Source organism: Streptomyces tagetis, from assembly GCF_018069565.1.
Classification (GTDB): Bacteria; Actinomycetota; Actinomycetes; order Streptomycetales; family Streptomycetaceae; genus Streptomyces; species Streptomyces tagetis.
In genome coordinates, this window is the sequence record NZ_JAGPNL010000006.1 from 256,025 (window position 1) to 276,242 (window position 20,218).

Below are 20,218 nucleotides of genomic sequence, written 5' to 3' on the forward strand. Positions count from 1 at the left end.
CCGCGTCCCCGGACATCTCCAGCGGCACGACACACCACCGGAAGCGCGCGAAGGAGCCCTCATGGCCGTCGACTACCTCGTGATCGTCGTCTATCTCGCCGGCATGCTGGCCATGGGCTGGTGGGGCATGCGCCGCGCCCGGTCCAAGAGCGATTTCCTGGTCGCCGGCCGCCGCCTCGGCCCCGCCATGTACTCCGGCACGATGGCCGCGATCGTCCTCGGCGGCGCCTCCACCATCGGCGGCGTCGGCCTCGGCTACAAGCACGGCATATCCGGCGCCTGGATGGTCCTCACCATCGGCCTCGGACTGCTCGCCCTCTCCGTCTTCTTCTCCGCCCGCATCGCCCGGCTCAAGGTCTACACCGTCTCCGAGATGCTCGACCTGCGCTACGGCGGCAAGGCCGGCATCATCTCCGGCATCGTCATGTGGGCGTACACCCTGATGCTCGCGGTGACCTCCACCATCGCCTACGCCACGATCTTCGACGTCCTCTTCGACGTGAACCGCACCCTGGCGATCGTCCTCGGCGGCTCCATCGTCGTCGCCTACTCCACGCTCGGCGGCATGTGGTCCATCACCCTCACCGACATGGTGCAGTTCGTGGTGAAGACCATCGGCGTGCTCCTCCTGCTGCTGCCCATCGCGGTCGTCAAGGCCGGCGGCTTCGGCGCCATGAGGGACCAGCTCCCCGCCTCGTACTTCGACCCGCTGGGCATCGGCGGCGAGGCCATCTTCACCTACGTGATGATCTACACCTTCGGCATGCTGATCGGGCAGGACATCTGGCAGCGGGTGTTCACCGCGCGCGGCGACTCCACCGCCAAGTGGGGCGGCACCGTCGCCGGCACCTACTGTCTCGCCTACGCCGTCGCCGGCGCCGTCATCGGCACCGCCGCCAAGGTGCTCTACCCGAACCTCGCCAGCGCCGACGACGCCTTCGCCACCATCGTCAAGCACGAACTCCCCGTCGGCGTGCGCGGACTGGTGCTCGCCGCCGCCCTCGCCGCCGTCATGTCGACCTCCTCCGGCGCGCTCATCGCCTGCGCCACCGTCGCCAACAACGACATCTGGTCGCGGCTGCGCGGCGTCGTGCGACCCGGCGCGGCCGACGGCGACCACGACGAGGTCCGCGGCAACCGCGCCTTCATCCTCGCCATGGGCCTCGCCGTGATCGCCACCGCCATCGCCCTCAACGACGTCGTCGAGGCGCTCACCGTCGCCTACAACCTCCTCGTCGGCGGCCTCCTCGTGCCCATCCTCGGCGGACTGCTCTGGCGGCGCGGCACCGCGCAGGGCGCCCTCGCCGCCGTCGTCGTCGGCGGTCTCGCCGCCCTCGGCCTCATGGCCGGCTACGGCATCCTCGCCACCGAGCCCGTCGCCTACGGACTCCCCGCCGCCCTCGTCGTCTACGTCGCCGTCTCCCTGGCGACCCCGCCGACCGACCCCGCCGTCCTCGCCGCCTGGCGCGACCGCCTCGCGGGCCGGGACGTGCCGCCGTCCGCCCCCGACACCGCCCCCGAGCCCGCGCCGACGCGACAGTAGAGTCGTACGGCCGGCAGTGCATACGTGACGAAGCGCCCGAAGGAAGGCAGTACATGAGCAGCAGCAACGAGACGCCGCGCGGTCCGGTCGACTCCTCCCGCGTACCGCGCTACGCCGGCCCCGCGACCTTCGCCCGGCTGCCCCGCCTGGACGAGGTCGGCCGGGCCGACGTGGCCGTGGTCGGCGTCCCCTTCGACTCGGGCGTCTCCTACCGCCCCGGCGCCCGCTTCGGCGGCAACGCCATCCGCGAGGCGTCCCGGCTGCTGCGCCCGTACAACCCGGCCCAGGACGCCTCCCCCTTCGCCCTCGCCCAGGTAGCCGACGGCGGCGACATCGCCGTCAACCCCTTCAACATCCACGAGGCCGTCGAGGGGATCGAGGCCGCCGCCGACGAACTCCTCGGCACCGGCGCCCGCCTGATGACCCTGGGCGGCGACCACACCATCGCCCTCCCGCTGCTGCGCTCGGTCGCCCGGCGGCACGGCCCGGTCGCCCTCCTCCACTTCGACGCCCACCTCGACACCTGGGACACCTACTTCGGCGCCGAGTACACCCACGGCACCCCCTTCCGGCGGGCGGTGGAGGAGGGCATCCTCGACACCGAGGCCCTCTCCCACGTGGGCATCCGCGGCCCGCTGTACGGCAAGAAGGACCTCACCGACGACGCGAAGATGGGCTTCGGCATCGTCACCTCCGCGGACGTCTACCGGCGCGGCGCCGACGAGGTCGCCGACCAGTTGCGCCAGCGCATCGGGGACCGCCCGCTCTACATCTCCATCGACATCGACTGCCTCGACCCGGCCCACGCGCCCGGCACCGGCACCCCCGAGGCCGGCGGCATGACCTCCCGCGAACTGCTGGAGATCCTGCGCGGACTCTCCTCCTGCAACCTGGTCTCCGCCGACGTCGTCGAGGTCGCCCCCGCCTACGACCACGCCGAGATCACCGCGGTGGCGGCCTCCCACACCGCGTACGAACTGACCACCCTGATGAGCCGCCAGATCGCCGAGGCGCGGGAGCGGAACGAGGAGAGCGCGTCCCGGTGACCCACGACCACGACCTGGTGCTCCGCCCGACCGACGCCCAGACGAAGGCCGCCCTCGCCCCGCCCCCCGGCCGCATCGGCGGCGATCTGGTCATGGAGACGCTGGCCGGGCTCGGCGCGACCACCGTCTTCGGCCTGCCCGGCCAGCACGCCCTCGGCATGTTCGACGCGCTGCGCCGCTCCGACCTGCGGTACGTCGGCCTGCGCGTCGAGAACAACGCCGGTTTCGCCGCCGACGCCTACGGCCGGATCACCGGCGAGGCCGCCCCGCTGCTGCTGTCGACCGGCCCCGGGGCGCTGACCGCGCTGGCCGCGCTGCACGAGGCCGCCGCCGCCTCCGCCCCCGTCCTCGCCATCAGCAGCCAGGTCCCGGCCGCCGGACTCGGCGGGGGCCGCCACGGCTACCTGCACGAACTGCCCGACCAGGCGGCCTCCTTCCGGGGCGTCGTCAAGTCCGTGCACACCGTCCGCACCCCCTCGCAGATCCCCTCCGCCCTCGCGGACGCCTGGCGCTCCGCGCTGAGCGCGCCGCACGGGCCGGTGTGGGTGGAGATCCCGCAGGACGTGCTGCTGGCCGAGACCCACCTGCCCGTCGTCACGGCCGCGGACGCGACCCCCGCGGAACTGGTCCCGCGCGTCGAACTCACCGCCGTCGCCGCCGACCTTCTGGCCCATGCCGAGCGGCCGGCCATCATCGCCGGCGGCGGAGTGGTACGCGCCGACGCCTCCGGCAAACTGCGCCGACTGGCCGAGCGGCTGGCGGCACCGGTCGTGACGACCTTCGGCGGCAAGGGCGCCTTCCCCTGGCAGCACCCGCTCTCGCTCCAGTCCTGGCTGGAGGACCGGCACACCACCGACTTCCTGGAGGACGCCGACGTCCTGCTCGTCGTCGGCTCGGGCCTCGGCGAACTCTCCTCGAACTACCACACGTTCCGGCCACGCGGCCGGGTCGTCCAGATCGAGGCCGACCTCGGCAAGCTGGAGTCCAACCACCCCGCGCTCGGCATCCACGCGGACGCCCGCCTCGCCCTCCAGGCCCTGCTGGAGACGGTGCCCGAACGCACCGACCCGACCGCCCCCGACCGCGTCCGCACGCTGTTGGAGAAGGTCCGCGCCCGCATCGACGCCCAGGAACTCACCCTGGAACAGGACGTGCTGGCCGCCGTCCGCCGCGCCCTGCCGGACGGCTCACCGTCCTTCTGGGACATGACGATCCTCGCCTACTGGGCCTGGTCGGCCTTCGACGCCAAGGCGCCCAACACCATGCACTCGGCCCAGGGCGCGGGCGGCCTCGGCTACGGCTTCCCGGCGGCACTCGGCGCGGCTGTCGCCGACCCCACCCGCCCGGTGCTGGCGGTCTCCGGCGACGGCGGCGCCCTCTACTCCATCGCCGAACTCGCCACCGCCCGCCAGTACGACCTGGACGTCACCTGGCTCATCGTCGACGACGGCGGCTACGGCATCCTGCGCGAGTACATGACCGACACCTTCGGGCAGCCCACGGCGACGGAGCTGGCCCGCCCGGACTACGCGGCGCTGGCCGAGTCCTTCGGGGTGCCGGGCGTACGGACCACCCCGCAGTCGCTGGAGGACGACCTCACGGCGGCCCTGGCGACCCCGGGCCCCTCGGTGGTCGTCCTCCCGGCCGTACTGCGGATGTTCGCGCCGACCCATCTCGACGGCCGGTAGCCGGCACGGCACGGCTCCTACCAGATGGCCGCGACCCACTCCGGGTGGTCGACGAACGGGTTGCGGTTGTGCTGGTAGGAGTCGTGGATGACCTGGTTGCGGCGCTGCTCGAAGGCGTCCGGCGGGTCCTCGGCGCTCCACTTCTTCAGCACGTCCAGCTTGCCGATGAACGGCTTGCTGCCGTTGCCGACGCTGCCGTTGACCTCCAGGTCCGGCCAGCCGTCGTCGCCCTCGTAGCGGACCGCCATGTAGAAGATCATGCGGGCCACGTCCCCCTTGACGGCGTCGCGGGGTTCGAAGGAGTCGGAGTCGCCGAGGCTGCCGCCGCCGCCCGGGACGGGGCTGCCGCCGTTGTCGAAGTCCTTGTTGCCGCGCGAGCTGTTGACCTGGACGTCTGCGGGCCGCAGGTGGTGCAGGTCGGTGCCGGGGCCGGTGGCGGTGCCGAAGTCGCCGTGGGACTTGGCCCACACGTGCTCGCGGTTCCAGTCGCCGGTGTTGCCGCCGTTGCGCATTTTGGCGCGCGAGTCGCCCGAGTACAGCAGGATCACGTTGGCGCTGTTGCCGGGGTCCTGGTCGGTGTCCTTGAGCGCGTCCCAGACGGCGGCGTAGGAGAGCTTGGTCTGGTCGCTGATGATCGTGTGGAGGGCGGCCTTCAGGTCGTCCCCGGTCTTGCCGACGGCGTCCTTGTAGTACGTCGAGTCGTAGTCCGCCGCGGTGATGGGCGGGGCTGCCATGACCGGCGGGGCCGCGGTGATGGGCGGGGCCGTCATGACCGGCGGGGCCGGTGGGGCCGGCAGGGCCGGTGGGGCGGACGTGACCGTCGCGGCCGATGGAGCCGACGGGGCTGATGGAGCCGACGGGGCTGATGGAGCCGATGGAGCCGACGGGGCCCACAGGGCTGATGGAGCCGACAGGGCCGACGGGGCCCACAGGGCTGATGGAGCCGACAGGGCCGACGGGGCCCACAGGGCTGATGGAGCCGACAGGGCCGACGGAGCCGACAGGGCTGATGGAGCCGACAGGGCCGACGGGGCCGACAGGGCTGATGGAGCCGATGGAGCCAGTGGGGCCGGCAGGGCCGGCAGGGCTGCCGCGGCCGGTGGGCCCGGCGGGGGCGGTGCGGCGGTGGCCGGGGCCGCGGTCAGGGAAGGGGCGGCGAGGCCGGCCAGGACGGCAGCGGTGGCGAGGGCCACCGCCCTCCGGCGACGGATGCGTATCGCGAGCATGTGGGGTGTCCGATCTACGCGGGTTGACGGTGCGTAGATCGTGGCATGCACATGCGGTGCGTCGGGTGGACACGGCGTGGCGATTACGTGACAAAACGCCAGGTCCAGCGAGAGAAGGGAGAGTTGGGAGCCCTGGGGGACGGGAGCCGGGTGTGCCCGCGGAGGTGGACGGGTGCCGGTGCGCCGTGGCTCAGTCCGTAGGGGTCCAGGGGGTGAGCAGATCGCTCACCAGTTCCCCGAAGGCGTCGTCCAGCGCGTCCTCCCGCTCCTGGTCGCCGACGGCCTCGGGGCAGAGCGCCGCCGGGCGGGCGACCCAGAGGATCTTCCACGTCCTGGACCGCAGTGCCGGGTCGGCCAGGACACCGCCGCGTGGGGCCAGCGGATGCAGCACATCGCCGACCCGGTCCGCCGCCGTCCGCACCAGCGGACCGTCCACCGCGCTGTGCGCGGCGGAGAACACCCCGGGCGAGGAGCGCGCCACCGCGGCCGTCGTGGGATGCCGGCGCACCACCCGGACCACCTCGGTCAGATGCGCCACGATGCCCGGCACGGTGCCGTCGCTGGGCGCCGTCCGCCGGGCCTCGTCGAAGGCATACCCGATCTCGACCGTCATCGCCCGGGTGCGCAGCGCGCCGGCCGACTTCCAGTGGGTGTAGAGGAAGGTGCGCGAGGTGCCGCACTCCCGGGCGATGACCGACAGCGGGACATCGAGGCCGTGCGTCCGCATGAGGAGCCGCACCGTCCGGATCACGTGCCCGGTGGCGTAGATGTTGCGGCCAGGACCGTAGAAGAAGCTCACAGCACACCATGGTCGAAAAAACGTGAACAGATGCCGGACAAATGTCAGAAAGGCACTCGGACGAGCGATGGGCGGGCGACCCGAGCCAAACTGTTCACGTTCTGGAGAGAGGGGTGGTCCCCCGGAGCCCCCGATCCCCCCTCCCGCCGACGCCCCCACCGCCCAACCCCACCCAGCCCCACCCGAGCAACCCCGCCGCCCATCGCCCATCGTCCATCGCCCGCCGCCCGCCGCCCGCCGCCCGCCGCCCGCCGCCCGCCGGCCGACGACCGACGACCGCGGTCCGTGGTCCGTGGTCCGTGGTCCGCTCACCCAACCGGTCTTGCCCAGCCAGCCATGCGGGGCACCGCGGTGGGCTTGTCGAAGTCGTAGCCGCGGTCGGCGAAGAGCCGCCGGGGACGATGGCGGGGTCCGCGCAGGCCCCGGATGCGGGGAATGGCGTCGAGCGGCGGGATGAGCTGGGTGACGTGGTGCCGTTCCCGCCGGTCAGAGACACCGCGAGCGGGGTGCCGTGCCGGTCGACGATCAGGTGGTGCTTGCTGCCAGGACGACCGTGGTCGGCCGGTGACGGCCGAGCGTGGAGCCCCCTTTCCCTGTGTACCGGTGTCGCCGTTCTGGGCAGGGCGACAGCAGAGGAGCCACGAGGGCCCACAGGTCACCGGGTACAGGATCAATTTCCACGCACGGAAGGGTGCCAGAAGAACGTGGTCGAGGTGGATAGTTCCGCCCAGCACACTCGTCCGATGAGCGAGAGCGCAGAGCCCGACAGATGGGAGGGCCCCAGTGGCCATGGTCCTCTCCGGCCTGGCGGCTCAGTGGCCGTGGTCCCTTCCGGGCCTGGCGGCCCTGCGCCCACGGTGCCCTCCGGGCCCGGCGGTACCGGCCATGGCACCCCCGGCCCGCCGAGCCACCGTGAAGTACCGGGCCGTCACAGGGCACGACCGAGGCGCGCTCCGTGTACCGTCCACCGCCACCGCCGCCGGGGGCGACGGCACCGCCACTGCTACCACCGCCGGGGGCGACGGCACCGCCACTGGCACCGGCACGGCCACCGGCATCGGCATCGGCACGGCCACCCGCACCGGGCCCGGTCCGGGCCGGCCGCTTGCGGTGGTCCTGGCCACGATTCGCGGCGCCGGCACGTCACCACGGAGGGACTGACCGCCCCCGGACGCGACCGTCCACGGCGGGTGGAGCGGGGTGATTCCCCGGCCGGCACCGGAAACCTGTGCCCGGTCGGGCCGCCCGTGGCCGCCGGGGCGGGCCGCACTCCCTCGGTGCGGCGGCCATCGTGGGAGGGCCCGGTCGCCGCCAGGCACCGGCACCACCGTGGCCGTGACTCCACGGGCCCCTGGCCTGCCACGGCGCCCCGGGCGGGGGCGCCGGGCGGGGCGTGGCCCGGACCGGTCGGTTCTGCCGGCCTCGGGCGTACGTCCGGTCCGGTGAGCCGGCGCCGCCGAATGTGACGGCGGGATGAAAAACGGCCCCGCCCGTGTTGGTGCATCCGGAAGATCAGGGACGATCGGAGGGCTCCGGCGTGGTAGCGCAACCGGGATGGGTACGGCGGCTGGCGGGCTACGCCTGGCGAAACCCCAAGGACGTCGTCCTCGCCCTCGGCGCCTCCCTGGCCGGCATGGCCGTCATGGCCCTGGTCCCCCTGATCACCAAGGTGATCATCGACGACGTGATCGGCGGCAGCCGCTCCATGGCGGTGTGGGCCGGACTGCTCGGCGCCGCCGCCGGTGTCGTCTACGTCCTCACCTACATCCGCCGCTACTACGGCGGCCGGCTCGCCCTCGACGTTCAGCACGACCTGCGCACCGACATGTACGGCACGATCACCCGGCTCGACGGTCGGCGGCAGGACGAGCTGTCCACCGGGCAGGTCGTCGGGCGGGCCACCAGCGACCTCCAGCTCATCCAGGGCCTGCTCTTCATGCTCCCGATGACCATCGGGAACGTCCTGCTGTTCCTGATCTCCCTGGTGATCATGGCGTGGCTCTCCCCGCCGCTCACCCTCGTCGCGCTCGGCGTCGCGCCCGCCCTGTGGTTCATCGCCCGCCGCAGCCGCTCCCGCCTGCACCCCGCCACCTGGTACGCCCAGGCCCAGGCCGCCGCCGTCGCCGGAGTGGTCGACGGCTCCGTCGGCGGCGTCCGGGTGGTCAAGGGCTTCGGCCAGGAGGACCAGGAGACCGGCAAGCTCCGCGCGGTCGGCCGGCGGCTCTTCGCGGGACGGCTGCGCACCATCCGCCTGAACTCCGTCTACACCCCCGCGCTGCAAGCGGTGCCCGCCCTCGGCCAGGTCGCCATGCTCGCCGTCGGCGGTCTGCTGGCCGTACGCGGTCACATCACCCTCGGCACCTTCGTCGCCTTCTCCACCTACCTCGCCCAGCTCGTCGGCCCGGTCCGGATGCTCGCCATGGTCCTCACCGTCGGCCAGCAGGCCCGCGCGAGCACCGAACGCGTCCTGGAGCTGATCGACACCGAGCCCTCCCTGACCGACGGCACCCGGGACCTGCCCGCCGACGCACCCGCCACCGTCGAGTTCGACGGCGTCTCCTTCGGCTACGACCCCGAGCGGCCCGTCGTGGACGGTCTCTCCTTCGAGATCCGGGCGGGAGAGACCCTCGCCGTCGTCGGCGCCTCCGGCTCCGGCAAGTCCACCGTCTCCCTGCTCCTGCCGCGCTTCTACGACGCCACCCACGGCGCCGTCCTGGTCGGCGGCCACGACGTGCGCGAACTCACCCTGGACTCGCTGCGCGCCGCGATCGGCCTCGTCCCCGAGGACTCCTTCCTCTTCTCCGACACCGTGCGCGCCAACATCGCCTACGGCCGCCCCGAGGCGAGCGACGAGGAGATCGAGGCCGCCGCCCGCGCCGCCCAGGCCCACGGCTTCATCACCGACCTGCCCGAGGGCTACGCCACCACCGTCGGCGAACACGGCCTCACCCTCTCCGGCGGGCAGCGCCAGCGCGTCGCGCTCGCCCGCGCGCTCCTCACCGACCCCCGCCTGCTCGTCCTCGACGACGCCACCTCCGCCGTCGACGCCCGCGTCGAGCACGAGATCCACGAGGCGCTGCGCCAGGTCATGCGCGGCCGGACCACCCTGCTCATCGCGCACCGCCGCTCCACCCTGAACCTCGCCGACCGCATCGCCGTCCTCGACCGGGGCCGCCTCGCCGACCTCGGCACCCACGAGGAACTCCAGCAGCGCTCAGCCCTCTACCGGCGCCTGCTCACCGACCCCGACGAACTCGGCGGCGTCTCCCCGGGCCACGTCCCGCCCGCCGCGCCCCGCGAGGAGACCTCCGTGGGGGTCACCCCGCTCGACCTCGTCCGAGGATGGGGCAGCGGCGAACCGGACGCCGAGTTCGACGCCGAGCGCGGGATCACCCCCCGGCTGTGGACCGGCGACCGGGAGCCCCGGGACCCCGCCCTCGACGGCACCCCGGCCACCCCCGAACTCCTCGCCCAGGTGGCGGCCCTGCCCCCGGCGACCGACACCCCGGACGTCGACGAGGAACGGGCGGTGCGCGCGGAGGAGTCGTACGGACTGCGGCGGCTGCTGCGCGGCTTCCGTACGCCGCTGCTGTTCTGCCTCGCCCTGGTCACCGTCGACGCGGGGATGGGCCTGCTGCTGCCGGTGCTGATCCGGCACGGCATCGACCAGGGCGTCACCCGGCTCGCCCTCGGCGCGGTGTGGGCGGCGGCCCTGCTGGGGCTGCTCGCCGCGCTCGCCCAGTGGGCCGCGCAGACCGGCGAGATCCGGATGACCGGCCGGACCGGCGAACGCGTCCTGTACTCGCTGCGCCTGAAGATCTTCGCCCAGCTCCAGCGGCTCGGCCTCGACTACTACGAGCGCGAGCTGACCGGCCGGATCATGACCCGGATGACGACGGACGTGGACGCGCTGTCGACGTTCCTCCAGACGGGCCTGGTCACCGCCTTCGTCTCGGTCGTCACCTTCTTCGGCATCATGGTCGCCCTGCTGGCGATCGACGTGCAGCTCGCGCTGGTGGTCTTCGCCACGCTGCCACCGCTGATCGTGGCGACCTGGTTCTTCCGCCGGGCCAGCGTGAAGGCGTACGAACTCGCCCGGGAGCGGGTCTCCGCCGTCAACGCCGATCTCCAGGAGTCGGTGGCGGGGCTGCGGATCGTGCAGGCGTTCCGCCGCGAGGACGAGGGGCGGCGGCGCTTCGCCGAGCGCAGCGACGGCTACCGGCGGGCCCGCATCCGCGGCCAGTGGCTGATCTCGGTCTACTTCCCGTTCGTGCAGTTGCTCTCCTCGGGTGCCGCGGCGGCCGTGCTGATCGTGGGCGGCGGCCGGGTCGAGGCGGCGACGCTGACCACCGGCGCGCTGGTGGCGTACCTGCTCTACATCGACCTGTTCTTCGCGCCCGTCCAGCAGCTCTCCCAGGTCTTCGACGGCTACCAGCAGGCGTCCGTCTCGCTGCGCCGCATCCAGGAGCTGCTGCGCGAGCCCACCTCCACCCGGCCGCCGGAGCGGCCCGCCGAGGTCGGCGCGCTGCGCGGCGAGATCGCCTTCGAGGACGTCCGCTTCGCCTACGGCGACGGGGAGGAGGCGCTCACCGGGATCGACCTGCGCATCCCGGCCGGGCAGACCGTCGCCTTCGTCGGCGAGACCGGCGCCGGCAAGTCCACCCTGGTCAAGCTGGTCGCCCGCTTCTACGACCCGACCGGCGGCCGGGTCACCGCCGACGGGCGGGACCTGCGCGACCTCGACCTGACCGCGTACCGGCACCGGCTGGGCGTCGTCCCGCAGGAGACGTACCTCTTCCCCGGCACCGTCCGGGACGCCATCGCCTACGGGCGCCCCGAGGCGACCGACGCCGAGGTGGAGGCGGCGGCCCGCGCGGTCGGCGCCCACGAGATGATCGCCGGCCTCACCGGCGGCTACCTCCACGAGGTCGCCGAACGGGGCCGCAACCTCTCCGCCGGGCAGCGCCAGCTCATCGCACTGGCCCGCGCCGAACTGGTCGACCCCGACGTCCTGCTCCTCGACGAGGCCACCGCCGCCCTGGACCTGGCGACGGAGGCCCAGGTCAACCTGGCCACCGACCGTCTCGCGGGACGCCGGACCACGCTGGTGGTGGCCCACCGGCTCACCACCGCCGCCCGCGCCGACCGGGTCGTCGTCATGGACCGGGGCCGGGTCGCCGAGGACGGCACGCACGAGGAACTCCTCGCCCTCGACGGCCGGTACGCGCGGCTGTGGCGCACCTTCACCGGCGCGGCCGGACCGGAGGAGCCGGTCGGCGCCGTCCTCTGACACCCCGCGCGGATTCGCGCAACCGTGCGACCCGCGCCGGGCGTCCGTACCTCCGTACGCCGGAAGGTGCCCCCGGGCGCCGTCCGGCGGTGTGCCGTCATACGGAGGGGTGGTGGTGCCCGGTGGGCGAGGGCGGGGGAACACGCCGGCGGCCGGTCCGCGCCGGGGCGGTGCTGGCGGCGGCCGGACTGCTCGCGGTGGCCCTGCCGTATCCGGCGGGGGCCGCCGGGGACTGCCCCGGCCACCGGGTACGCACGCTGCACTTCGCCACCGGCTCGGTCCGGGTCCACCAGCACGGCCGCTATCTGTGCGCGGTCACCGTCCCGCACGGGCGCGGCACCGGACGGACCGTCACCGTCGGCGTGCAGGCGCGCGGCGGCCGGCCGGTCGTGGCGACCCGGCACACCGCGCGCCGGGCGGGCCCGGTGACGGTGTACGCCGGGCGGCGCTGGGTGCGGGTGTGGGGCGCCGTGGACCGCGGATCGGCCGCCTCCGGCTGGTTCCGCCGCTGACCTCGCCGCGGGCGGCAGGCGCCGACTTCTTCCGGGCAATTCCCCATGTCCCCTGGTGCGCGGGGGAGTTGCTCCGATACGTTCCGCCGGACGTCCGTTACCCAGGGGAGAACGCATGCGCAAGGCGCTCAGATGGCTGCTGGCGCTGGTGGTGCTCATCGGCACCGTCGGCACGGCCGGGACGGCCACCGCCGCCCCGCCGGAGGCCACCGCCGGCGACATCAAGGACCGGCTCCTGTCCATCCCGGGCATGAGCCTGATCGAGGAGAAGCCCTACACCGGCTACCGCTTCTTCGTCCTGAACTACACCCAGCCGGTCGACCACCGGCACCCGGCCAAGGGCACGTTCCAGCAGCGGATCACCCTGCTGCACAAGGACGTGAGCCGCCCGACCGTCTTCTACACCGGCGGCTACGGCGTCTCCACCTCGCCCGGCCGCCGGGAGCCGACCCAGATCGTCGACGGCAACCAGGTCTCCATGGAGTACCGCTTCTTCACCCCGTCCCGGCCCGCCCCGGCCGACTGGTCGAAGCTGGACATCTGGCAGGCCGCCAGCGACCAGCACCGCGTCTTCACCGCCCTCAAGCCGCTCTACACCAAGAACTGGATCTCCACGGGCGGCTCCAAGGGCGGCATGACCGCCACGTACTACGAGCGGTTCTACCCCCGCGACATGGACGGCGTGGTCGCCTACGTCGCCCCCAACGACGTGGTGAACAAGGAGGACTCGGCCTACGACCGCTTCTTCGCCCGTGTCGGCACCAAGGAGTGCCGCGACCGGCTGGGCGCCGTCCAGCGCGAGGCGCTGGTACGCAGGGCCCCGCTGGAGAAGCGCTACGCCGCCGAGGCCGCCGCGGCCGGCTACACCTTCACCACCATCGGCAGCCTGGACCGGGCCTACGAGGCCGTCGTCCTCGACTACGTGTGGGGCTTCTGGCAGTACAGCACCCTCGCCGACTGCGCCACGATCCCGGCGAACGCCCGCACCGCCACCGACGAGGAGATCTGGAACTCGGTCGACACGATCTCCGGCTTCTCCTTCTACACCGACCAGGGCCTGGAGCCGTACACGCCGTACTACTACCAGGCGGGCACGCAGCTCGGCGCCCCCACGATCCATTTCCCGCACATCGAGAAGAAGTACGTGCGCTACGGCTACCAGCCGCCGCGCAACTTCGTGCCCCGCTCGATCCCGATGACCTTCCAGCCGTGGGCCATGCGGGACGTGGACACCTGGGTCCGGCACAACGCCCGCCAGATGCTCTTCGTCTACGGTGAGAACGACCCGTGGGGCGCCGAACCCTTCCGCCTCGGCGCCGGGGCGCGCGACTCCTACGTCTTCACCGCCCCCGGCATGAACCACGGCGCCAACGTCGCCGGTCTGGTGCCGGCGCAGAAGGCCCTCGCCACCGCCCGCATCCTCGACTGGGCGGGCGTCGCCCCCGCCGCCGTCCAGGAGAACCCGGCGGTGGCCAGGCCGCTCGCCGCGTTCGACGCCACGCTCGACCGGCGGGACGTGGAACGCGAGCCGATGCTGAGGCCGTGACCCCCGGGCACCCCCGCCCCTCGCCGGGCGCGGGGGTGCCTGCCGCGCCCGGCCGCCGGTGACCTCCTCACACCGGCCGGGCGCACCCCACCGGGCGGTCGCCGCCCAGGTGGACGAAGAGGGCGGTCCCCGACGGGCAGTCGCCGCGCGCGGAGACCGCGTCGCTCACCCGGTAGCGCGGCGCGTGCTCGCCGCCGCCGTCGCAGGCGGTCTCGCGGACCGTGCCCGCGGCGGCCTCGTACACGCAGTCCCCTACGATGGTGCGCGGACCGCCCCCGCCGCCCGGATCGCCCGGGTGCGGCGGCTGGAGCGAGCGCATGCACGCGTAGCCCCGCGCCGGGCCGTCCTCGCTCACGTGCAGCACGAAATCGGTGGTCGCCGGGCACAGGGGGCCGTCCCCGGCCGCGGTGTCGTACCGGGCCACCACCCGCGCCGCCGCCCGCTCGCCGGCGCAGGGCACCTCGCGGACCCCGACGGTCCCGAAGGAACTGCACTCGCCGACCGCGAGGAACACCGCCCCGAACCCGGACGGCGCGACGGAGGCCCCGGCAGGCGCCGGGCGCCCGGCCCCGCCCGCCGGTGACTGGCACCCCGTCAGCAGGGCGCCGCCCAGCACGCCCAGCGCGCCCAGCGCCGCCACCGACCCTCGTCCACGCATCGCCGTCCCCCGGTTCCCCGACCAGCGTGGCCCGCCGCGGCGGGCGCGCGCCAGCGGCGCGGGAGGCTTTGCGCAGGGCGGTGGAGGCGCCCGGGGCGCACGGCGCAGGCCGCGCTACGCCCGGTAGCGCAGTCCGTGTCCGACGGGATGGAGCACCGCCGTCGGATCGTCGGCCCGCGCCACCGGCACCGGCAGCCGCCCGCGCGGGCCGGCCCGCCCGGCGAGGACCCGGGCCGCGGCCCGCACCTCGACGTCCGTCCAGGAGTAGGTGGCGAGGACCGCGGGGACGCCGTCGAGGTGGGCCGCGTCGTACGGATCGCGGACGGCGAGGGCGACCACCGGTCTGCCCGTCTCCAGCAGCCGCCGGACCAGGGCGAGCTGGGCGCTGCCCGCGGTGACGTTGTAGGTGACGGCCACCACCGCGTCGGCCTCCCCGGCCGCCGCCACCGCCTGTCCGGTCAGGGCGGCGGAGGGGGCGGTGCCGGTGGACAGGGCGGTGGCGGTGAAGCCCAGCTCCGTCAGCGCCTCCGCGAGGACCGTGGTGGGCGGGCCCGTGGTGCCGGAGGGGGAGGCGGGGTCGGCGCCGACGACCAGCAGCCGGGGCGTACGGCGCCGGGAGAGCGGCAGCAGCCGGTCCTCGTTGACGAGCAGGGTGGTGGTCCGCTCGGCGATCCGGTCGGCCGCGGCCAGGTGCCCGCGGGTGCCGACGGTGCGGTCGACGTCCTTCCGGGTGGTGTACGCGTCCTCGAACAGGCCCAGCTTCGCCTTCAGCCGCAGCACCCGGAGGATCGATTCGTCGAGCCGGGACTCCGTCAGCTCGCCGTCACGGACGGCCGACAGCACCGCGTTCCAGGCGAGGTCCAGGTCGGGCGGGTTGAGGAGCTGGTCGACGCCGGCCTTCAGCGCCAGCACCGGCACCCGCTCGTCGCCGTACTTGGTGCGCACCCCCTCCATGGCGAGGGAGTCGGTGACCACGACCCCGTCGTACCCCAGCTCCTCGCGCAGGATGCCGGTGACGATGGGGCGGGAGAGGGTGGCCGGGTCACCGGAGCCGTCGAGCGCCGGGACCATCAGGTGGGCCGTCATCAGGGAGTCGATCCCCGCCTCGATCGCCGCGCGGAACGGCGGCGCGTCCAGCTCCTCCCACTCCGCGCGGCTGTGGGTGATGACGGGGAGCCCGGTGTGGCTGTCGGTGGCCGTGTCGCCGTGCCCGGGGAAGTGCTTGGCGCACGCGGCGACCCCGGCCCGCTGGTAGCCCGTCACCTCGGCGGCCACCAGCTCCGCCACCGACCGGGGCTCGGAGCCGAAGGACCGTACGCCGATCACCGGGTTGGCGGGGTTCACGTTCACGTCGGCGACCGGGGCGTAGTCCTGCCGGATGCCCAGCGCGCGGAGCTCGGCCCCGGCGATCCGGCCCAGCTCGCGCGCGTCGGAGCGGGAGCCGCCGGCGCCGATGGCCATCGCGCCCGGCAGCAGGGTGGCCGGGGCGCCGACCCGGGCCACGATGCCGTGTTCCTGGTCGGTGGAGACCAGTACCGGCAGCCCGCGCGGCAGGGAGAGGGAGGCCCGCTGGATGCCGTTGGACAACTCGGCGATCTGGTGCGGGTCACGGGTGTTGTGCGCCCAGGTGAAGTAGATGATGCCGCCGACCCGGTACCGGGCGAGCAGTTCGGCGGCGGTGCGGACGCCGGTCTCCCGCAGGTTGGCGTCGACGTCGGCCGGGTCGGGGTCGGTCGCGGAGTGGCCGTAGACCCGCATGACGAAGAGCTGGCCGACCTTCTCCTGGAGCGTCATGCGGGAGACGAGGGCGCGCAGCCGGCGGTCGTCGGGTGCCCGGCCGGCGGCCCGCGCGGTGCCGCCGGCGGCGAGGGCCGCGCCGACGCCCGCGCCGGCGGCGAGGAGGGTGCGTCGGGAGGTCTGTGCGGTGCGTGACGTGCGGCTTCGAGGCACGTGCGCTCCTTCCGGAGTGATCCGCTGGAGTCCCCGGGACGGGGTGAAGGAAACTTCCGAGAAAACAGCAGTATCCGGGAAGTTTTCGCCAGTCAAGGGAACGCACACGCCCCCGGGCGGGTCCACGGGGGCGCTCGGGACGGGCCGGGTGCCGCCTCCGGGGCCCGCGAGCGGGGGCGGCGAATGGGGCGCGCGGCGGGGCCCGCGGTGGGCGCGGGGCGGGGCCGCGGCGGGGCTCGCGAGGGGGCCCGCCGCCGACGCTGGGAGGGGGGCGCGCCGACGGCGGCGGGGACGCCGGGGCGCGGGGCGGTGGAGAGGGAGGCCGCGACCGGCGGCCGGCACCGCGCCGCGGACTCGTCCGGCGGCCCGTGACTGTGACGGGCCCGCGCCCCGAAAGGTTCCCGCGCCGGGACCCGCCGAACCCGGCCGGGGCCCTCCGAACCCGGCCGGGGCCCTCCGAACCGTCAGCGGGGCGTGTACGTGGAGGCGGCCGGGGTCAGCGGGGCGTGTGCGCGGAGGCGGCCGGCCAGTGGTCCCGCAGCGCCCGGACGGTCCGCGCGATCGCCGGACGCCGGGCCGCTCCCGCACGCCACAGCGCGTACAGCCGCCGTACCGGCACCGGATCGAGCGGCACCTCCACCACCCCGGCGGGCAGCGGCCCGCGCCCCAGCCGGGGGATGAGGGCGATGCCCAGCCCGGCGGCGACCAGCGCGACCAGGGTCGGGTTCTCGTCGGCCTGGTGGACGATGTCCGGCTCGTGCCCGGCCGCGCGCAGGGTCCGTACCAGCCAGTCGTGGCAGACCCGCCCCGGCGGCTGGCAGATCCACCGCTCGCCGCCCAGCTCCGCGCGGCGCACCGCCTCCCGGCCCGCGAACGGATGCCCCTCCGGTACGAGCAGGTCGCACGGGTCGTCGCCGATGACCGCCTGCTCCACCCCGGCGGGGGCGGGCAGCGGCACGATGTCCCAGTCGTGGGCCACGACCAGGTCGACCACGCCCTTGGCCACCAGGTCCACCGACAGGTGCGGGTCGACCTCGGTGAGGCGGAGGTCGAGGGCGGGATGGCGCCGGGTCAGCTCGGCGAGGACGCCCGGCATCAGACCCCGCGCCGCCGAGGCGAACGCGGCGATGGTCAGCCGCCCGGCCGGCACCCCGCGCCGCTCCTCCAGCTCCGTCTCCGCGCGCTCCACGATGGCCAGCAGTTCGCGGGCGGTGGCGACGAGCTGACGCGCCTCGTCGGTGAGGCGTACGCCGCGCCCCTCCCGTTCCAGCAGCACGGTACGGGTCTCCCGCTCCAGCTTGGCTATCTGCTGGGAGACGGCGGAGGGCGTGTACCCGAGCGCGGAGGCCGCCGCGCCGACCGTGCCGTGCACGGAGACGGCGTGCAGGGCGCGCAGCCTCTGGAGGTCGAGCAACGGGGACTCCCATTCATCAGCGGTGCTACATCCGACCGTGCAGCAATCATCGCTGGTGCTTCACGGTCGGGGAAGGTGATCCTCGACGCATGCGCCCGTCCCACCTCGCCCTCGCCGTGCTCGTCGCCGCCGTCTGGGGCGTCAACTTCACCGTCATCGAGATCGGCCTGGACCACTTCCCGCCGCTGCTCTTCTCCGCCCTGCGCTTCCTCGCGGCGGCGCTGCCCGCGGTCTTCCTGGTGGGGCGCCCGAAGGTGGCGTGGCGGTGGATCGTGGGGGTGGGGCTGGTGCTGGGGGTGGCCAAGTTCGGGCTGCTCTTCGTCGGCATGGACGCGGGGATGCCTGCCGGGCTGTCGTCGCTGGTGCTCCAGATCCAGGCGGTGTTCACGGCCCTGTTCGCCGCGCTCGCCCTCGGGGAACGCCCCTCCGGGGTGCGGATCGCGGGCATGCTGATCGCCCTCGGCGGCATCGGCGTGGCCGCCGTCGACCAGGGCGCGGCGGGCGGGCCGGTGGCCTTCGCGCTGGTCGTCGGGGCGGCGGCGTGCTGGGGCGTGTCGAACGTCCTGACCCGCAAGGCCGCCCCGGAAGACTCGCTGAACTTCATGGTGTGGGTCTCCACGGTGCCGGTGCTGCCGCTGCTCGCCCTCTCCCTGCTGCTGGAGGGGCCCTCCCGCGACCTGGCGGCGCTCGGCTCCCTGGACTGGCGGGGCGCGGGCACGGTGATCTACGTCGCCTGGATCACGACGGTGTTCGGCTTCGGGGCGTGGGGCTGGCTGCTGCGCCGCCACCCGGCGTCCACGGTGGCGCCGTTCTCGCTGCTCGTGCCGGTCTTCGGCATGTCCGCCGCCGCCCTGTTCCTGGACGAGGCGATCACGCCGCTGCGCTGGTGCGCCGCGGCCCTCCTGGTCGGCGGCGTGGCCCTGACCTCCCTGCCCCGCACCGCCCCGGCCCCCGCGGTCACGGTGGAGACACCGGCGCGGTGACGGGCCCTTCGGGGGCGGACGGGGACGGGCCTCTCGGGGGCGGGCCTTCGGGGCGGGCCTTCGGGGAGGGCCGGGACGGGCCCCCGCGGCCCCGTCGGAACGTACCCCGGCGGGGCGGAGAAGGCGCCGGTCCGGGGCGGAGAAAGCCCTGGTCAGGCGGCTCAGGGGCGGGTCAGGGGCGCGGGGGCGCGGTGGAGGCGCGGACCATCAGTTCCCCCCGTACCGTGGCGATGCCCCCGGGCGGCGGCTCCTCGCGGCCCATGGCGATGCGCCCGGCGCGGGCGCCCGCCTCGGCGAGGGGAAGGCGGACCGTCGTCAGCGCGGGCACCGCGTCGATGCTGAAGGGCAGGTCGTCGAAGCCGGCCACCGACACGTCCTCGGGAATCCGCAGCCCGCGCTCGCGCAACGCCGCGCAGGCTCCCAGCGCGACGGAGTCGTTGGCGGCGACGACCGCGGTCAGGGCGGGGTCCCTGCGCAGGAGTTCGAGGGTGGCCTCGTAGCCGGACCGCCGGTCGTAGCGGCCGTGGACCGTACGGCGCGGATCGTCCTCGACGCCGTACGCGGCGAGCGCGGCGCGGTGTCCCTCCAGCCGCTGCCCCGTGGTGGTGCGCTCGCGCGGGCCCGCGATGTAGCCGAGCCGGCGGTGTCCGAGCCCGAGCAGGTGCGCGGTCAGCTCCCGTCCGCCCCCGGCGTTGTCGAAGGTCAGCGCGATCGCCCCGGTCTCCGGGACCGCGGGCCGCCCGCACAGGACGATCCGCGTCCCCGCATCGGCGAGTCTGCCCAGCTTGGCCGTCATCGCCGCCTGGTGCGCCGCGTCCTCCAGGGCGCCGCCGGTCAGCACCACGGCCGCGGCCCGCTGGCGTTGCAGCAGCGTCAGGTAGGTCAGCTCGCGCTCGGGGGCTCCGCCGGTGTTGCAGACCACGGCCAGCCGTTCCCCGCCGGCCCGGCCGCCCGGCCCGCCCATCTCGGACTGGATCGCGCCGGCCATGATGCCGAAGAACGGGTCGGCGATGTCGTTGACCAGGATGCCGACCAGGTCGGAAGTGGCGGCGGCCAGCGCGCTGGCGGGGCCGTTGAGCACGTAGTCCAGCTCCGCGACGGCCTTGAGCACCCGCTCGCGGGTGGAGGCGGCGACGGGGTAGTTCCCGTTCAGCACGCGCGAGACGGTCGCGGGGGAGACCCGGGCGCGGGCCGCCACGTCCGCCAGTGTCACCGTCATGTCCTCGTCCTCCGGTCACGCATCAGTCATCCACCACCATCCCGCCACAGGCGGCACCGTGTCCGGCCACACGCGGCACCCGGCACTCCCGTACCTCCCGGCGGCGCCGCGGCCACCCCGCACGCCCCCTACGCGACCGCACGGCCCGCACGCCCCCTACACGACCCCACGGCCCCGCACGGTTCCGCAGCGACCCTACGGCCCCCGCACCCCCGCCCCGCACCGCCGAAGGACACGGCTCCACACCCGGCGCGTCGCCCCCCCGCGACAACTCTCCCGCACCGCGCCCTTGTCCGCACCGCCGTCCACAGGCTAGCGTCGGCCCCGTATAGAAAGCGCTTGCT

Annotated in this window: 13 protein-coding genes and 1 pseudogene; 7 read left to right on the forward strand and 7 right to left on the reverse strand. The window is 74.5% G+C overall.

Going from position 1 to position 20,218, the window contains the following annotated elements; all coding sequences use genetic code 11:
- The first annotated feature begins 61 nt into the window (after window positions 1-61).
- From J5Y05_RS22015 to J5Y05_RS22025, 3 genes are read left to right on the forward strand one after another with little or no spacing between them, the layout of a single operon-like run.
- On the forward strand, window positions 62-1,543 hold the full coding sequence (locus J5Y05_RS22015) for a sodium:solute symporter family protein (protein ID WP_210874763.1): 1,482 nt from the start codon (window positions 62-64) through the stop codon (window positions 1,541-1,543).
- 53 nt (window positions 1,544-1,596) lie between these two features.
- The gene (gene speB / locus J5Y05_RS22020) at window positions 1,597-2,589 is read left to right on the forward strand and encodes an agmatinase (protein ID WP_210874764.1); all 993 of its coding nucleotides are present in this window, start codon (window positions 1,597-1,599) and stop codon (window positions 2,587-2,589) included.
- Window positions 2,586-4,277: a thiamine pyrophosphate-binding protein gene (locus J5Y05_RS22025; protein ID WP_210874765.1), complete on the forward strand. Its 1,692-nt coding sequence runs from the start codon at window positions 2,586-2,588 to the stop codon at window positions 4,275-4,277. Before speB ends, J5Y05_RS22025 begins: the two co-directional genes overlap by 4 nt.
- A gap of 17 nt (window positions 4,278-4,294) precedes the next feature.
- Here J5Y05_RS22025 and J5Y05_RS22030 read toward each other — a convergent pair whose 3' ends face one another.
- The 3 genes and pseudogenes from J5Y05_RS22030 to J5Y05_RS22040 form a co-directional block, all read right to left on the reverse strand.
- On the reverse strand, window positions 4,295-5,047 hold the full coding sequence (locus J5Y05_RS22030) for an endonuclease I family protein (RefSeq protein ID WP_210874766.1): 753 nt from the start codon (window positions 5,045-5,047) through the stop codon (window positions 4,295-4,297).
- Window positions 5,048-5,693: 646 nt separating this feature from the next.
- Entirely contained in the window at window positions 5,694-6,302 is a 609-nt protein-coding gene (locus J5Y05_RS32310; RefSeq protein WP_210874767.1) for a TetR/AcrR family transcriptional regulator, read from the reverse strand.
- Between the two features lie 359 nt (window positions 6,303-6,661).
- Window positions 6,662-6,882 (reverse strand): annotated as a pseudogene (locus J5Y05_RS22040) (transposase); the annotation flags it as partial.
- Between the two features lie 957 nt (window positions 6,883-7,839).
- On the opposite strand from J5Y05_RS22040, the gene J5Y05_RS22045 reads away from it, so the two are divergent.
- The 3 genes from J5Y05_RS22045 (at window position 7,840) to J5Y05_RS22055 (ending at window position 13,650) form a co-directional block, all read left to right on the forward strand.
- On the forward strand, window positions 7,840-11,592 hold the full coding sequence (locus J5Y05_RS22045) for an ABC transporter ATP-binding protein (protein WP_210874768.1): 3,753 nt from the start codon (window positions 7,840-7,842) through the stop codon (window positions 11,590-11,592).
- Window positions 11,593-11,714: 122 nt separating this feature from the next.
- Window positions 11,715-12,104, forward strand: a complete 390-nt coding sequence (locus tag J5Y05_RS22050; protein ID WP_210874769.1) for a hypothetical protein — start codon at window positions 11,715-11,717, stop codon at window positions 12,102-12,104.
- Window positions 12,105-12,219: 115 nt separating this feature from the next.
- Window positions 12,220-13,650: a S28 family serine protease gene (locus J5Y05_RS22055; protein WP_210874770.1), complete on the forward strand. Its 1,431-nt coding sequence runs from the start codon at window positions 12,220-12,222 to the stop codon at window positions 13,648-13,650.
- Between the two features lie 67 nt (window positions 13,651-13,717).
- Here J5Y05_RS22055 and J5Y05_RS22060 read toward each other — a convergent pair whose 3' ends face one another.
- From J5Y05_RS22060 to J5Y05_RS22070, 3 genes are all read right to left on the reverse strand, one after another.
- Window positions 13,718-14,308: a hypothetical protein gene (locus J5Y05_RS22060; RefSeq protein ID WP_210874771.1), complete on the reverse strand. Its 591-nt coding sequence runs from the start codon at window positions 14,306-14,308 to the stop codon at window positions 13,718-13,720.
- 114 nt (window positions 14,309-14,422) lie between these two features.
- Window positions 14,423-16,258, reverse strand: coding sequence for a glycoside hydrolase family 3 protein (locus tag J5Y05_RS22065; RefSeq protein ID WP_307854035.1), 1,836 nt, complete (start codon window positions 16,256-16,258; stop codon window positions 14,423-14,425).
- A gap of 496 nt (window positions 16,259-16,754) precedes the next feature.
- Window positions 16,755-17,672: a LysR family transcriptional regulator gene (locus J5Y05_RS22070; RefSeq protein WP_210874773.1), complete on the reverse strand. Its 918-nt coding sequence runs from the start codon at window positions 17,670-17,672 to the stop codon at window positions 16,755-16,757.
- A gap of 89 nt (window positions 17,673-17,761) precedes the next feature.
- On the opposite strand from J5Y05_RS22070, the gene J5Y05_RS22075 reads away from it, so the two are divergent.
- Window positions 17,762-18,655, forward strand: a complete 894-nt coding sequence (locus J5Y05_RS22075; RefSeq protein ID WP_210874774.1) for an EamA family transporter — start codon at window positions 17,762-17,764, stop codon at window positions 18,653-18,655.
- Window positions 18,656-18,827: 172 nt separating this feature from the next.
- Here J5Y05_RS22075 and J5Y05_RS22080 read toward each other — a convergent pair whose 3' ends face one another.
- Window positions 18,828-19,874 (reverse strand): LacI family DNA-binding transcriptional regulator, encoded by a 1,047-nt coding sequence (locus tag J5Y05_RS22080; RefSeq protein ID WP_210874775.1) that lies wholly within the window; start codon window positions 19,872-19,874, stop codon window positions 18,828-18,830.
- Between the last annotated feature and the right edge of the window lie 344 nt (window positions 19,875-20,218).